12 protein-coding genes are annotated in these 15,069 nt (G+C 42.2%); 9 read left to right on the plus strand and 3 right to left on the minus strand.

Annotated features, from left to right (window positions below; genetic code table 11):
• Positions 1–450: 450 nt before the first annotated feature.
• Positions 451–1,770: a branched-chain amino acid transport system II carrier protein gene (gene brnQ, locus HGP28_RS03685; RefSeq protein WP_168835108.1), complete on the minus strand. Its 1,320-nt coding sequence runs from the start codon at positions 1,768–1,770 to the stop codon at positions 451–453.
• Positions 1,771–2,015: 245 nt separating this feature from the next.
• On the opposite strand from brnQ, the gene HGP28_RS03690 reads away from it, so the two are divergent.
• The gene (locus HGP28_RS03690) at positions 2,016–2,819 is read left to right on the plus strand and encodes a nucleotidyltransferase domain-containing protein (protein WP_168835109.1); all 804 of its coding nucleotides are present in this window, start codon (positions 2,016–2,018) and stop codon (positions 2,817–2,819) included.
• 10 nt (positions 2,820–2,829) lie between these two features.
• Here the strand turns inward: HGP28_RS03690 and HGP28_RS03695 are convergent, their stop codons facing one another.
• Entirely contained in the window at positions 2,830–3,393 is a 564-nt protein-coding gene (locus HGP28_RS03695; RefSeq protein WP_168835110.1) for a hypothetical protein, read from the minus strand.
• Between the two features lie 457 nt (positions 3,394–3,850).
• Between HGP28_RS03695 and HGP28_RS03700 the strand changes: the two genes are divergently transcribed.
• The 7 genes from HGP28_RS03700 to HGP28_RS03730 all read left to right on the plus strand — a co-directional run bounded on the left by HGP28_RS03700 (position 3,851) and on the right by HGP28_RS03730 (position 11,442).
• Entirely contained in the window at positions 3,851–5,521 is a 1,671-nt protein-coding gene (locus HGP28_RS03700; protein WP_168835111.1) for an LruC domain-containing protein, read from the plus strand.
• 10 nt (positions 5,522–5,531) lie between these two features.
• A complete protein-coding gene (locus tag HGP28_RS03705; protein ID WP_168835112.1) occupies positions 5,532–5,981 on the plus strand; it encodes a hypothetical protein in 450 nt (149 codons plus the stop codon).
• 480 nt (positions 5,982–6,461) lie between these two features.
• Positions 6,462–7,430 carry an LPP20 family lipoprotein gene (locus HGP28_RS03710; protein ID WP_168835113.1) on the plus strand — a complete coding sequence of 323 codons (969 nt, stop codon included), beginning with the start codon at positions 6,462–6,464 and terminating at the stop codon, positions 7,428–7,430.
• Positions 7,431–7,441: 11 nt separating this feature from the next.
• Complete coding sequence (locus tag HGP28_RS03715; protein WP_168835114.1) at positions 7,442–8,476, plus strand: hypothetical protein; 1,035 nt, start codon at positions 7,442–7,444, stop codon at positions 8,474–8,476.
• Positions 8,473–9,069 carry an LPP20 family lipoprotein gene (locus HGP28_RS03720; protein WP_168835115.1) on the plus strand — a complete coding sequence of 199 codons (597 nt, stop codon included), beginning with the start codon at positions 8,473–8,475 and terminating at the stop codon, positions 9,067–9,069. The genes HGP28_RS03715 and HGP28_RS03720 overlap by 4 nt, the downstream gene beginning before the upstream one ends.
• Before the next feature lie 50 nt (positions 9,070–9,119).
• Positions 9,120–10,658, plus strand: coding sequence for a transglycosylase SLT domain-containing protein (locus HGP28_RS03725; protein ID WP_168835116.1), 1,539 nt, complete (start codon positions 9,120–9,122; stop codon positions 10,656–10,658).
• Between the two features lie 40 nt (positions 10,659–10,698).
• Positions 10,699–11,442 carry an ETEC_3214 domain-containing protein gene (locus HGP28_RS03730; RefSeq protein WP_168835117.1) on the plus strand — a complete coding sequence of 248 codons (744 nt, stop codon included), beginning with the start codon at positions 10,699–10,701 and terminating at the stop codon, positions 11,440–11,442.
• 104 nt (positions 11,443–11,546) lie between these two features.
• Here the strand turns inward: HGP28_RS03730 and HGP28_RS03735 are convergent, their stop codons facing one another.
• Positions 11,547–12,935 carry a glycoside hydrolase family 1 protein gene (locus tag HGP28_RS03735; RefSeq protein WP_168835118.1) on the minus strand — a complete coding sequence of 463 codons (1,389 nt, stop codon included), beginning with the start codon at positions 12,933–12,935 and terminating at the stop codon, positions 11,547–11,549.
• 362 nt (positions 12,936–13,297) lie between these two features.
• Between HGP28_RS03735 and HGP28_RS03740 the strand changes: the two genes are divergently transcribed.
• Positions 13,298–14,656, plus strand: coding sequence for a Na+/H+ antiporter NhaC family protein (locus HGP28_RS03740; RefSeq protein WP_168835119.1), 1,359 nt, complete (start codon positions 13,298–13,300; stop codon positions 14,654–14,656).
• Positions 14,657–15,069 lie beyond the last annotated feature (413 nt).

The following is a 15,069-nucleotide window of genomic DNA, read 5'->3' on the forward strand; positions in this document are numbered from 1 at the left end:
GGCATGCGCGATATCAACTTTTTTGACTGGGCTATCTCCAGCGCCTCTTTCAGGATTTCGGTTTCCATGGTCATGGCAACGAACTTGGCTTTCTCTTGCGGAGTATAACGACGGCGACGCTGTTCGCCAGTAAAAATTTCAATACGCTCCATAGGCACTCCTTAAAGATAGGTCTAAGCCTATCGCTTAACTAATGAGTGTCCGTTTTAATTGGGGGCTATTACAAAACCGATAAAAAAACGCCAACACAATGTTGGCGCGGCAATAGGGAGAAAGCGTACATAATATGGTCATTGCGAGAACGCTATCTTATGACACTCAAAGCATAGTGAAGAGTGCCATTACCTATGATGACATAGAGATGACTTTTCTTGCTTGGTATCCATCTCCCATTTATTGCGCTGTTTTTTAATAAAAACTGGCGTAAGTTTTAGCGTTAAACTAGAGCCGCTAAGATGTAATCTTGGCTCGTGGCATAAGAAATGACAGAAACAGCATGATGGCACAGGGCAGTAACCAAGCCAGTCCTATGTGATATAAAGGTAAAAAATCAAATGCTGTCATCGGGGCTCCTACTGCGCGAGTGGCATCAACGAGTGAGAACAGTAGGGCGATAAGTAAAATAAAGCGGTATGCTACTGGCGGATTGGGCAAAAATTTGTGTAGCAAGCTCAACACAATTAAGCAGATGGCGACAGGATAGAGCACATACAGTACAGGTACTGAGAGTGCGATGAGCAGTTCAAGTCCAATATTGGTCACTAAGCCACACGCAGTGGCAACCAAGGCTAGCCAACGGCGATAGCTTAACGATGTTAGCTGCGAAAAGTAATCGGCGCAGGCAGAGATTAATCCCACAACGGTGGTAAAACAGGCCAGTACAATGATAAGCGCGAGCAGCCAAAGGCCCGCTGGCCCAAACCAATGATCGACATAGGCGATGAGGATCTCTCCGCCATTGCCGACCGGTTGCAGTAATCCCGTTGATGTGGCGCCAATGTAAAACAGCGCTGAATAAACAAAGGTCAAACCGGCCGCAGCAATCAACGCGGCAAATAAGAGATAGCGCCCAAGCAGTTTTTTTTCCGTTACCCCTTTTTTCTTCATAATATCAATAAGCAAAACGCCAAACATCAGGGCCGCAAGCGTATCCATTGTGTTGTACCCTTGCAAAAATCCCGCACTGAAGGCGCGGTGGCGATAGATTGATTGCGCAGCTTCAATCGGGCTAAAAGGGAACAGCATAACGGCGATGGCAAGCACCAAAAGTGCCAGAAATAAAAGCGGAGTGAGCCATTTTCCTATTGCATCGAGCAGCGTGCCTCGTGATAACGCGGCGGCAAAGCTCAAACCAAAAAACAGCAGTGAAAACAGCGCGAGCGCCCCATCACTCGGCTCAGTTAAGAAAGGTTCAACCCCCATTTCAAACGCAACTAAGCCAGCCCTTGGGGCGGCAAAAGCAGGCCCGATAATGATGAAAATCAGCACGGCAATAATGGTTGCCGTTCGTTTGGGCAAGGCGGCGGTCATCGCATGCCATCCGCCGCCAGAAAGGGCCATCGCAATGAGTGCAAGCAAGGGCAACCCCACAGCCGTAAGTAGAAAACCTAGGCCAGTGACAACCACCTCGTCCCCGGCCTGCCAGCCCGCAAAAGGAGGAAAAATGATGTTTCCGGCACCTAGGAAGAAGGCAAACGTGGTCAGCCCAAGTGCGATGATATCGAACAGCGAAAAGGATTGTGATTTAGACGGCAAGCCCGTGTTATCCATTGCACACTCATACCAAATATTGTGTGATTAGCGTGGCAAACATTTGTTTTTTGCGCAAATCGACATGAATGAGCTTAAGGCAAGTTTTGTCGCTATTGAGTACAGCATAAAGCACTAACTTGCTGGTTCCACGGACAATCTATCTTTTGCATTGCACCAAAAATAATTTCACTATATTCTGGAATGCTGCGTTAATTTTACCGCACTAGCTGCTTTGCAGCTCTTCTCTTGAATTAAGGTAAAATATGAAATTTCCTAGCACGCTTCCTACGCCGCATCGCACCTTATTGGAAACCATCATTACGCGTTTCAGCGCTGATCCGCGCATCGCTGGCATCGCGGCAAGTGGCTCTTATACCACCAATACGATGGATATCTACAGCGATCTCGATTTGGTCATCGCTTGCGCCGCGTCAGATTATGCTTCGGTAATGCACGAGCGATTTGCGCTGATTGAACAATTGGATGGGGGCGTCGCCGCTTTTAGTGGCGAACATGTTGGTGAACCTCGATTGGTCATTGCGCTGTTTGCGCCCAAATGGGCTGACGAGCCGATTCATGTCGATTTTAAGTTTGTTGCGCTCGAGGATGCCGCTCAACGTGTCGATCCTTGTCAAGTTTTGTGGGAGCGCGAGGGAGAACTGAGTCAGATCTACGCATCGTCAACGCCCTATTACCCTCAACCCGAACCACAGTGGATTGAGGAACGTTTTTGGACATGGGTTCATTATGGCGCGACAAAGATTGCTCGAGGCGAATATTTTGAAGCGGTTGAGTTTCTCTCTTTTTTGCGCACGACGGTATTGTCGCCATTAGCGTTACGTCAATCGCAGCAAACGCCTTCGGGTGTTCGCAAACTGGAAACTAGGCTGCCTGAGTTTGCTCTCGAACTTGGCAAAACCGTGGTTAAGCCAGAAAAATTGTCGCTAATTGATGCGTTAAATCGCGTCATCACGCTTTATCTTCGCTTGCGAGAAAATGAAGTGGTGATTAAGCGCGAAGCAGCGCAGCAAGTTAGCATGGATTATGTTGCTCGTTTACTAAATTAAATGTGACGCACTATTGAGTGCATTGAGCTTGGCGCGCTTGCTGATGCGCGCCATGTTCAGGCGCTTGCGCCTGTGATTGAGTCATCTTTCTTTCATCTTTCGCGGCAAGAGAGTCAATATGATAGGAGCGATGAGGTACTGGGTGTTTGTGACCATTGACTAACTGATATAGATAGACCGAGCAGCCATTGTAGACAGAAACGATGAGCGCTTCGTAGTCTTGATTTGGCTTTGGACTAAAGATGGTTGTTATCGCGCACTGGCGAGTCGGCAGCGATTTGCTGTATTGATGCATGTCCACATCGTAACCAAATGAGAACGCTATTGAGCCCTCGGCATTAATGGTCATTTCTTTTGTTTCCATCTGTTTGATTTGACTTGCCCCACGCCAATCTTGGCACACGCTGGGTTTGTGATGCACAATCAAGGCCGCATCATTCGCGCCTTGATTTGAAAAGCGAATAGACGCTGTATCAGGGGCTTTTTCAGGACGGAGGTCGGTCATTTGGCAGCCGCACAACAGAATAAAGCTAGCGGCGTTAACACTGTGGCGATAGTAACGACAGGCAATCATGGTCGATCCTTGTTGCTATGATTAGGGCGCGGTTTATACCCGTCCAACTTGAAGTTGCAGTGCTTTTCGTTACAAAGTAAGGGACGGGCACTCACAAACCTCATCACATAGTTTACCTATGTTCACGAAGTGCTCTAACGCTTTGTTCGCTGGTCGCTTACCTGCATCTTGAAGTCACTTGGGTATACTTGTGTCATTAACCCTAGCAGTCCTCTTCGTACCACACGGCTCTTTTTCCCATTTTGTCGCTATGCTGCAACGACCGTGACACTGCGCATTTGGTTTTCTCGCATTCTGCGAACAATCAAAGTCTTTCTCCCAGATTTATTCTCAAGCTAAGAAATACTGCCTATCAAAAATCTTAACTGATTGTAATAAAAGGTTTTAAATTTCTGGCCTCATTTTTGTATTTCTCAGTGCATTCGTGTGGTGCAGGTGGAATGACAGAGAGAGCATAATGATGATAAGACGAGCAGCGTTGTTGGTGGGGTGTGGGTTGAGTGGTTTTGTGCAAGCGCTTACCGTTGCAGATTTAACTTTTGAGTCAGGCAGTGAGGCCAGTGGTTACTCTCCCCTCGGCGCGCCCAATGCGCTCTATTCGGTGAGCGTGCCTGAAAATGTCCTAAATGATGTTTATGGTATGGTGCCCGAAGGCACGCCAGTCAATCCCGCCTACATCGCAGCCGATAAGCTCTCAAGTATTGTGATTGACAATGACTTAAATGGGGCGAGCCATGCTAACGCGACCATAACGTTTCTCAATGAAGGGGCAGGGTATCGCAACGCGCTCGGTTATTTTGTTTATGATGCGAATAACCCACCAAGTGATGTCGACGATATCATCAACCACACCATCGTATTTCCAAATGCTTCCAAAGCGAATGCGGGGGAGCTAGTTCAAGGAGACTCGCTCGATCTCGACGTGGCATTATTACCGGGTCAAGCGTTGGGATTTTTCTTAATTCCGAATGGCTGGGGCGGTGGCTTTAATAGCATTGGTTCGCTTGGTCCTTGGAACTCGCCGTTTTATTCTCTTTCCAGTTTGAATCCAGAATCGAGCGCAGAAAATCGACGTCATAATGTGGCATTTATTGATGTTGAAAACGAGTTTTTAGTGATTGGCTTTGAAGATCTTTATCGCCCTCATGGTGATAATGATTTTAATGATTTGTTGTTTACCGTGTCGGTGACACCCTTTTCCGCCATTGATGGGGTCGATGTCGAAGGCGTGCTTAATGATAATTTTCAACCTCTGGTTCCCGTCGATAGCGATCAATTAACCACGTCAGTCTATCCCACAGCAAATGGTTACGCGACGTTAGCATTTGAAGATCGCTGGCCGCAAATGGGCGATTATGACTTTAATGACGTGGTATGGCGCTATCGCATTACGGAGCAACTGACGGCTGCGCAAGCGGTGAAGCGAATTGATATCGACTACACATTACAAGCAATGGGCGCTGGCTATGCCAATGGGTATGCGCTGCATCTTCCCAATGTTGACGCGGCTAACATCAGTTCCCTTGCAGTAAAACGTAATGGCAGCTTAGTTGAGCACACGGTATTACAAAGTGGCAGTGACACTGTGCTTGTTATCTCACCAAATCTACAACATGACTTACAAGCCCTAGGCCAAATTGACGCTACGTGTCCTTACTATCGCACGCAAACCGCGTGTCTTGGTCAGCAAGATGAAAACGCATTGTCGTTTACTCTATCTGTTGAATTTGATACTGCCGTTGCGCGTAACCTCATTGGCACACCACCTTATGATGGTTTCATTTTTGCGGCGGCGGGAGAATACCACGGAAGCTTTGTCGCATCACCACCGGGAATGAGCTGGCAAACACATTTAAAAGCCTTTGCAGGAACGTCGGAAATGGATAACACGCTTTTTGGACTACTCGATGACGCGTCAAATGCAACCAGCCATTTTGTGACGCCGAATAATATGCCGTGGGCAATTAATTTACGTGACGAGTGGGATCATCCAATTGAAAACAAAGACATTAGCCACGCTTATTTGCAATTTGTCGATTGGGTAGATAGCGAAGGCGAAAGCAACACGGGTTGGTACATGGCACCAGAAGCACAGTCGGTTATTTCAAACACTCATTCCTCACTTTAAGGAGTTCACTATGAAACCATTAAATCTAGCCTTAAGTGTTCTGCCGCTATCGATTTTACTGACGGCTTGTGGCGGCGGGAATGACGGCGGTGGTTCGTCGTCTTCAGGAAGTGTACCCAGTACGCCCAGCCCGATTTCTACTGCCGATCTCTACGCATCCCCAGATTTTTCGTTTGATGTTGGGCAGAACATTACCTTGTCCATTGACTATCAAAATGTCGGTGCTGGTGCGCTAACCCTGTTTAGTCAAACTTTAGATTTAGGCGGTAGCCTAATCGCAGACCCGACGTCGAGAGTGTTAACTCTGCGCCCGTCAAATACATCAGCAGTGCAACTGGAGGTGAATCAAAATTGGCAGGAGATTTACGCGCAGTGGGTACCAGAAAGCGCTGATGAACCAGAGCAGATGGTGGTGATAAAGCTTGATGCGGCATCAAATAGTTATCACATTGTGCTTTAGTCGTGAGTAGAAATGCAGTTTAGCTATAGTTATTGAATAAGAAGTTTATTGATATGCTTTAATGATAATTAACGTATTAAACCATCACCATCCTTAATCTGTATCACACAGCATTAAATTTTATAAACAAGCCTTCATTAATAGTGACGTTGTAAATCGTTAAATACGATAATAGAGTGATTATTATTCTATTATCGTGTTTATATAAATACCAAATTTAGCAATTGTTCCATATAAAGAATATAATGCGTTTCTTTTTGCTATCTAATGTTTTTTTTATAGTGAATGGCTCTATTGTGCTTTAGGTATTCAATATTTACTATATTTTTACTGAGTTTTGATTAAATATTCTAAATGTCAGTAAAACTGAAGTAGAGTAAGATCTCGATCATGAAGATGTCTCATCGCTATTTGTCATTATTGATATAGCAATAACACGTACCTATACTGAAGTTTATTTCTCGTAAAGATGAGATTGGTATGAGATTTTTGTACGTTTTCCTTATTTCAATTTTACTTGTTGCATGCAAAAGCACATCGATACCTAGCTGGTATCTTGTTGACGAAACTAGTGAAAATCAAGTAACTGCTGTCGGTGAAGGTTTCTCTTTAAAACAAGCAAAGTTAGCTGCACTTGAAGGTATTAACTCCAGACTTTGGACACAGGTAGAGTCCAGTCTTTCCACTAAAGAATCCGTAAGAAATATTAATGAAGATGAATTTATTTCGAGCTATACCAATAATGATTTAAAAAGTAATACATCAAAGATAACGTTTAATTCAGTTAAATTTATCAAATCTGAACAGGCTGGAGATCTATTTTATGTTAAAGCCAGTGTCTCAAAAGATAGCTTGATCGATCAGATGACTAAAGAAATTGAAATGGCTGAAGAGGATGCCAAAATTCAATATAAAAATAAAAATTCTTCAGACCCTATAAGATGGTGGTTAGAAAATAGAAATATAGATGAGAAAGTAGAATATGTTTTTGTTAGAAAATCAATATTATCTGGTTTAAAACATAATATCCGTATTGACACTAAATTTATTAATAAACTATACAGTGAAATGGATCTCTATAAGGGAGATATCTTGATAAGAATTGATAATAATTCAAAATCAAAACATTCATTGTTTGTTTCAGAAATTATTAATAAACAAGGTATCAAAACCACCAGAAAGAAATCTAAAAATAACTCGCATGTGCTTCAAATAGAAAATATCTATAGAGAAGCTGAAGTAGGAGATGCTTTTATTGCTACGGTAATAACGGAATTTAGCTTAAAGAACCGTAAGGGCGAAATTATAGGTCAAAGTGAATTAATTTCTACCGGAAATTCAGTGACAAACTTTTCCTTTGCAAAAGAAGGGGCCGAAAGACATTTTGCTGACCAGCTGGCTAATAAAGGGATATGGAACTCCCTCAATATTCAATCACAATTAAAATAAGGTGCAATCATATGTTAAAAAAAGGAATTTTATCTTCTGCAATATGTGTTTTTTTAGGTGGATGCCAGCTGACAGGACCATCAGCAATTTGCACTCCAGACACTAAAGTTAACCTAGATACTGCAGAGGTTCCAGTCCAGTCAAGCGAAGATCGTCGTGTTATCGTCTTACCTGTTGATATCAATTTCGACGATATGGCTAGTGATCAAATTACGGAAGTGCTAAGACAAAACTTGGAAACTCAGATCGCAGACTCGGGATCAAATCTGGTTGATAGAAGCGTAGCAAATAAACTTAAGCAAGAAATAAAATTAGCTGAACAAAGTGGTAAGTATAATGTGAATGGTGTGCCTATCGCTGATATGGCAATAATAACCGAAGTCACAGCCAGTGATTTCTCTAAGAAATTTTCAGAAGCATTTAGTTATGTCAATGATGATGGAGAGCGAATTTCTGTTCCCGCAAAATGTAATTATAAAGTTACCGTAACAGCGACATCAAAAGTTGTCACAATTCCCGACATGAAACTTGTTAAACGAGTAACGCTAGTTGGCGATGAAACAAAAAATACTAATACTAGGAATTCCAATTGTCCAATGAGTGAAATTGAGTACACCGGTATGGCAAGCAAAGCAGCAAAAGAGGCGGTAGAGTATAATCGTGAGTTTGCGATGATGCTCGCCCCTAGTGCGCCGGTACGTGAACTGCGTATATGTGAAGCCGGGACGATGGTGAAAATTGGAATGGGTTCAAATAAACAGGTTACCCCTGGAGCAGAAATCGCATTTTCAAAAATCATTATGAATGACGATGGTGAAGCAGAGACATTTGCTGCAGGTGAAGGAACTGTGGTTGATATTCCTCAGCATGGTATTAAAGAAAATTATGCGTGGGTTTCTATTGATGAAGAAACCGCCCTAAAAATCAAAGAAGGGGACGCTGCTCGAGTAATTCCTGAAGGTTGTGCTGCGTTTGATTTTGAATGCCATGCAAATGAGCTGGGAGTTGGTGATTTAGGACTTGATAAATTAGGTTTACCGCTATGAAAACAATTGTAATGCTTGTACTTTCAACTTTAATCATATCTGGGTGTAATAGTAATCAATCGGTAGAAGATGCGCAAAATTTTGCACAGTGCACTTTTCCTGATTCACCAGAAACAGAAGCTCCAGCTTGGATTTGTGATGTAATGCCAGTTGATCTTGCCGCTGGTGCGCTCGGTTATGCGAAGAAAAGCGCTGCTGGGATTAGTATTCAGAGAAAACTAGCAGTTAATGATGCAAGAGTAACGCTTGCATCACAGTTTCAAACAGAGGTTAATAACTTATTTCGTCAAGCAATAGAGAGTCAAAGAGTCTCAAGCGAGGTATTGCAGTCAGAACAGGTGATAGAAACATTTGAAAATGTTACTAAAAACGTGGTAAGCCGTTCGATATCCAATAGCAAATTAATTGTTAGTCAAGTAAGTCCGGCTGGTGGTTTATATGTGTTAGTTGGTATGGATGAAGAGTCGTTTAACAATAACTTGGATAAAGTTGTTGATGCCGCTAACTCCGACAGTCAATTATGGGATAAATTTAACAGTGAAAAAGCTGAGAAAGAATTGTCCTCAGTTTTGAGCTCTCTGAAAACCATGTAATCTTCATAATTGGGGATTGATTTAATTCAATCCCCAAAAGGATATTCGTCATGAAATACATTTATCTTTCACTTGCACTTTATATTTTTTCTTTCAATTTATATTCATCAGACAGTTTTTCTTTACTAGATGATGAAGTAAAAAAACAAAGTTTCTCTGAAAAGAAAGAAGAATTTCATCAGTGGCTAAATAAATATTTTGACGAATATGAGGCATGGAGAGAAACTTACGTTAATGAGTTAGATGAAAGTAGAGAAAAAATAATAAGTAAGTGGGGCGTTGCCCATGCGTCAACCGAACTAATTGATGTTAATTATGATAGTGAAAACGACTCCAGGGTTATTGTTGATTATGAAAATGAATATGCCACAGTATCATTTAGGGTTAGCAATGAACGCGATATTTCTGATAATAAAATTGGGAAAGTAAAAGCTGGTGAAATAGAATTATCGTTAGAAGGATCAGATTTCGTTATAGATGAAATATCTTTCTCGAAAGAGAATGAAGAGGAACAAAAAAGAATAATAATTAATGAAACAGAAGCTCAGCTTAACGAATTAGATGTGTTTGCTGATAGGTTAGTATTGTCTAATACTGGTGTTCCTGAATCATTTATTAGAAAAAGAGCCCATGATAAAAAAATCGAGATATTAAATGGAGCTAAAATTAGGATTGGTAAGGTTTCTGAATACTATTCTTCTATCAGAAACGATAGCAATTTTAGTGATGGTGTTAAAAATGAAAATCATATACTGATAAGTGAAAATAAAGAAAATATTACTCAAAGAAAATTATCAGATATGCAAGAAAAAACTATTAAAAGTAGTTTGCCATTGCCTGAAGAAAAAAACTTGATTATAGCGTCTATAGATAAAAAAAATGAATCTGTAGAATCTGTAGAATCTGTAGAATCTGTAGAATCTGTAGAATCTGTAGAATCTGTAGAATCTGTAGAATCTGTAGAATCTGTAGAATCTGTAGAATCTGTAGAAGAACCTAGTTTTTTGATTACGTATAAAGTTAAATTACCAAATAACTCGTTAAAGAAACGTGCAGAGAAATACAAACAAAAAGTAGAGCTTGAGAGTAAGCGTTGGAATATTGACGCTGCGCTTATTATGGCAATCATGCATAGCGAGTCAGCATTTAGGGCTGATGCTAAATCTCATGTTCCCGCATTTGGTTTGATGCAAGTAGTGCCAACTAGTGCAGGGCATGATGTTAATAGACAGGTGCATAAGATAGACAAGCCAATGAGCATTGATGCGTTATATAATCCTGAAGTTAACATCGAAACTGGAACTGCGTATCTTAATATACTGGACAATCGATATCTAAGTAAGATAGAAAACCAGGAAAGCCGCCTGTACTGCATGATCGCTGCCTATAATACTGGTGCTGGCAATGTCGCGAGATCTTTTAACTCTGATCGTTCAACTAATATATCAAAGGCTGCAGTAGTAATAAATAAATTATCACCAGATAAAGTTTATGAGACATTGATTAATAATTTGCCTTATGATGAAACAAAAGGTTATTTGAAAAAAGTAAACAGCAGGATTTCATTGTACCAGGGAAGTACAATATAACTTCTTGTCATAATTGATTTTTTATTTTTATGGTGTTTGTATGTTTAATAATGTCAAGGACAATTTAAGAAACAAAATCACACAACTAGTCGCTGTGGTATCCCTTGTTGTTATTGCCTTAGGTGGCATAAATGACAGTTTAGAAGCTGGATACAAAATATATGACATAGCGTTATCAAATTTTACAGACTTACCTTCTAATGACAAATTAGATAAGATTTATATTAGAGCATCAGAGGGTGTATTAGAAGAGACGTTTGGAGCTCCATCTTACATTAAAGAAACCAGCATGGGTGAGGTTATTAAGTATTTTTCTGATTCAAAATTTATAATATCGACAATCTCAAAAAATAACGCAATTGCCGCATTTTTGGTTTTTCCAACAACTCAATTTAAACCGAATACAGCCTCGCATGCAGGCGGTGAAAATCTCATTGGATTTCCAATGAGTTCAAATGACCAAATATCAAATAGTAATGCGATAACATCTAATATCGTAAGCTATTATTTAGAAGAGAGTTTTGATGGGGAATTTGGTAACCTTCATAGCTCTATCTCTGGATATAGCGATTTTCTACGTAAAGATGGAGAAGACAGCTACTATGACTTGTTAAATGAATTTTCAGAATCTCAACTTCTTGGTATTGAAAATGAAGAGTTGTTAAAAGAGTTGAGAAGCAAAGTGCCAGTTAATTTTTATGGTTACTCTATACTTCCATTCAACGTATTAGAATATGCAATATTAACCAGATCTGAATATGATTTAATAAATCGCTCTATTTAAATTCCGCTAGCTAAATTCAGAGATATATAGCGAGTATACATTGAGTATGATACTTGTAAAAATTTAACGCAGTATCATACTCTTTTATTTTCTTAATACGGATCTTACTTCAACGACCCGCCTTGAGTCTTTATCACTTCTTGGTACCAGTGGAAGCTCTTTTTACGTTTGCGCTCCAATGTGCCGTTGCCATCGTCATGGCGATCAACATAGATAAAGCCGTAGCGTTTGCTCATTTCTGCGGTTGAGTTTGCCACCAGATCAATGGGCCCCCATGACGTAAAGCCCATCAGATCAACCCCATCAAGGATCGCTTCGTGTGCTTGTACGAGGTGATCGTTTAGGTATTGAATTCGATAGTCGTCAACGATCTCACCTTGATCATTGATTTCGTCGCGTGCGCCAAGACCATTTTCGACGATAAAGAGTGGCTTTTGATAACGATCGTGCAAAAAGTTCAGCAAAATACGCAGCCCTTTAGGATCAATCAGCCAACCCCACTGACTTTTCTCTAAGTAAGGGTTTGGTACGCTATCGACGATATTTCCGACCTCTTTTTGCTTTGGATCGGCGCTGGCACAGCCACTGGCGTAATAGCTAAAGGAGATAAAATCGACAGAGGCATCGGCGATGATGGCAAGATCGTTGGGTTCCATAGCGATTTCAATGCCGTTTTCACGGAAATAACGCAGCATATAGCCAGGGTAACGACCACGAGTCTGCACGTCACCAAAGAACAGCCATTGGTTGTTCTCATGCATAGCAGCAATCACATCGTCAGGGTTACAGGTGTAAGGGTAATTTAAAGCACCGAGCAGCATATTGCCGATTTTGCCATTAGGAACCAATGACTGACATAGGCGTACCGCTTTGGCATTGGCAACCAGTTGATGGTGAATCGCTTGATAAATCTCTTGCTTGCTTGCCTGTTCCAGCAGACCCACACCAGTAAAAGGAGCATGAAGTGACATATTGATTTCATTGAAGGTAAGCCACAGTTTCACTTTGTCTTTGTAACGTTCAAAGACAGTGCGAGCGTAGCGTTCAAAAAATTCGATCAGTTTGCGGTTGCCCCAGCCACCGTAATTTTCGACCAGAGCGTATGGCATTTCATAGTGCGAAAGTGTCACGAATGGCTGCATATTACGCTTGGCCAATTCATCAAAAATTCGGTCATAGTACGCCAACCCGGCTTCGTTTGGTTCCAGCTCGTCGCCATTAGGAAAAATTCGACTCCATGCAATCGAGAGGCGTAGACAGTTAAATCCCATCTCGTCAAACAGTGCGATGTCATCTGGGTAGCGATGGTAAAAATCAATGGCGAGATCTTTGATCCCTGGCGTGCGCTCTTCGCGCGTTTGATGCGGGCTTAGAATACCATTGGGCAACATGTCTGAGGTTGAAAGCCCTTTACCATCTTGGTCAAAAGCCCCTTCAACTTGGTTTGCCGCAATGGCGCCGCCCCAAAGAAATTGTTTTGGAAATTGAATCATGAAAACCTCAAATATGAACTCAAGCGGCTTACCACCGTTTGGGCGCGCTGTGATACGAAACTTATAGTATTAACGATTGTTGTGAGAAAAAAAGAGCGAAATTGAACCGAAGCATTTCCTCTTTTGTGACGGGCGTGTTTAAAAACAGAGAAGGATCTAGGTGGTGTTTTCGACAAGTTGAACGGTCTGCGCACAAATCGGAAAAACCTTATTCAAAGTGCCTAAAAGAGGAAAACGAGGCAGATGATGACCGATTTTCTCATTAAGCAAGAATGGCTAGGCATCTGGACGTCTATTTGTTGACAGGGTGAAGGCACCCCGTTACTCTTGCCGCACATTTTGTTTAACAATACCGTTGTCTTATGTCTACCACCACCACCGCGAATGCCAATGTGACTCCCTCGGCTCTTGCACTTGTTCCGCTTTTGGTTTTTCTCGCGCTATTTATCGGCGTCGGCGCGTATCTTTCCATGCAAGGCGTTGATTTTGCTTTTTATCAATTGCCAGCGCCCATCGCAGTGCTTCCTGCTATTGTATTGGCCCTGCTTTTAAGTAAAGAGAAGCTTAATCGCGCCATTGAACAGTTTATTCGTGGTGTGGGTCATCCCGACATAATGGCGATGTGCATGATTTACCTGCTTGCTGGCGCGTTTGCTGCGGTTGCAAAAGCATCGGGCGGGGTGGATGCAACGGTGAATTTGGGACTGTCTGCTATTCCAACCGACCTGATATTACCGGGGATCTTTTTGATATCGGCGTTTATCGCAACGGCCATGGGCACCTCAATGGGTACCATTGCAGCGGTTGCGCCAGTCGCCATGGGAATTGCACAGGCGGCGGGTATGAGCTTGCCACTCACCGCTGGTGTCGTACTCAGTGGCGCCATGTTTGGTGATAATCTTTCCATTATTTCAGATACCACGATCGCGGCAACACGCTCTCAAGGGTGTGAAATGAAGGATAAATTTAGAGAGAATATTCGAATTGCATTGCCTGCGGCGGCCGTTGCATTAGTGATTTTTGCGTTGAACAGTACCGCGACAGAAGTGCCTGCAACGGGCACAATTGAATGGTTTAAGGTATTGCCATACATTACGATTTTGCTATTAGCCGTGTGCGGCATGAATGTGTTTGTCGTTCTGACGATTGGTATTGTTTTGGCAGGAACGGTCAGTTTGACTTCGGTTGCTGATTACACTCTGACGCAGTTTGCGAAAGATATTTATGCAGGCTTTGGCAGTATGCAAGAGATCTTTTTGCTTTCGATGTTGATTGGTGGTTTAAGCGAGCTAATGCGCCGTCAAGGTGGCCTTGCTTGGTTGACGCAATTTGTCAGTAAAGGCATCAATCGTTTTGGGGCTCGTCACTCAGCTCAAGCCAATAGCCGAGCCAGTGAGTTGGGTATTGCTGGGTTAGTGTCGTTAGTGAACAGCTGCACCGCTAATAATACGGTAGCGATCATTGTATCAGGCAGTGTGGCCCGTCAACTGGCAGAAGAAAATGGGGTTACGCCACGTCGTTCCGCCAGTTTATTGGATATCTTCTCTTGTGTGGTACAAGGCATTTTGCCTTATGGCGCGCAGGTTTTGCTACTTGGTTCGGTATTTGAACTCTCACCGCTAGAGATTGTCGCTCATTCATATTATTGCTTTGCGCTGGCAATGGCGGCAATTGCTGCGGTCTTTATTAAACACGCAACGCGCTCTACCGTCGCAGAATAGGCGTTAAAAACACTTATTTTCACATGACACTTGCTCAGGTTGCCTGAGCAAGTGAGTTGCATGACTTCCGCTTTGTTCCTCGCAATATCATCTCTTAATCATTTCATTGATAGTCAGCGCTTATGCTTTGTGGCCAATGCATCATCTTTAATTATTTCTTTAGAAACATTTAGTTAAACACAAATTGTTGGAATTAACTTTTGCCACACAAAAGTGAGAACTTGATCACGCTTAATAAATGGCATTGTAGATCTTATGGTTATTTATCGATAACAATTCCCATCACACAATTTGATTGGCAATTGTTCTCATTATCCTTTCTGGGCGTAAGTCAACTTTTCAACGCGCCTCTCTCGTTATACCTGACGTGACATGACGGACACGTTAATCAATGGGGCCAAGCAGTCACTCAC

The sequence above is a fragment of the Vibrio agarilyticus genome, assembly GCF_012641465.1.
GTDB classification, from domain to species: Bacteria; Pseudomonadota; Gammaproteobacteria; order Enterobacterales; family Vibrionaceae; genus Vibrio; species Vibrio agarilyticus.

What these genes read in the sequence shown, in the direction of transcription:
- brnQ (WP_168835108.1), bottom strand. Translation starts at nt 1,770, where the DNA reads ATGGATAACACGGGCTTGCCGTCTAAATCACAATCCTTTTCGCTGTTC.
- HGP28_RS03690 (WP_168835109.1), top strand. Translation starts at nt 2,016, where the DNA reads ATGAAATTTCCTAGCACGCTTCCTACGCCGCATCGCACCTTATTGGAA.
- HGP28_RS03695 (WP_168835110.1), bottom strand. Translation starts at nt 3,393, where the DNA reads ATGATTGCCTGTCGTTACTATCGCCACAGTGTTAACGCCGCTAGCTTT.
- HGP28_RS03700 (WP_168835111.1), top strand. Translation starts at nt 3,851, where the DNA reads ATGATGATAAGACGAGCAGCGTTGTTGGTGGGGTGTGGGTTGAGTGGT.
- HGP28_RS03705 (WP_168835112.1), top strand. Translation starts at nt 5,532, where the DNA reads ATGAAACCATTAAATCTAGCCTTAAGTGTTCTGCCGCTATCGATTTTA.
- HGP28_RS03710 (WP_168835113.1), top strand. Translation starts at nt 6,462, where the DNA reads ATGAGATTTTTGTACGTTTTCCTTATTTCAATTTTACTTGTTGCATGC.
- HGP28_RS03715 (WP_168835114.1), top strand. Translation starts at nt 7,442, where the DNA reads ATGTTAAAAAAAGGAATTTTATCTTCTGCAATATGTGTTTTTTTAGGT.
- HGP28_RS03720 (WP_168835115.1), top strand. Translation starts at nt 8,473, where the DNA reads ATGAAAACAATTGTAATGCTTGTACTTTCAACTTTAATCATATCTGGG.
- HGP28_RS03725 (WP_168835116.1), top strand. Translation starts at nt 9,120, where the DNA reads ATGAAATACATTTATCTTTCACTTGCACTTTATATTTTTTCTTTCAAT.
- HGP28_RS03730 (WP_168835117.1), top strand. Translation starts at nt 10,699, where the DNA reads ATGTTTAATAATGTCAAGGACAATTTAAGAAACAAAATCACACAACTA.
- HGP28_RS03735 (WP_168835118.1), bottom strand. Translation starts at nt 12,935, where the DNA reads ATGATTCAATTTCCAAAACAATTTCTTTGGGGCGGCGCCATTGCGGCA.
- HGP28_RS03740 (WP_168835119.1), top strand. Translation starts at nt 13,298, where the DNA reads ATGTCTACCACCACCACCGCGAATGCCAATGTGACTCCCTCGGCTCTT.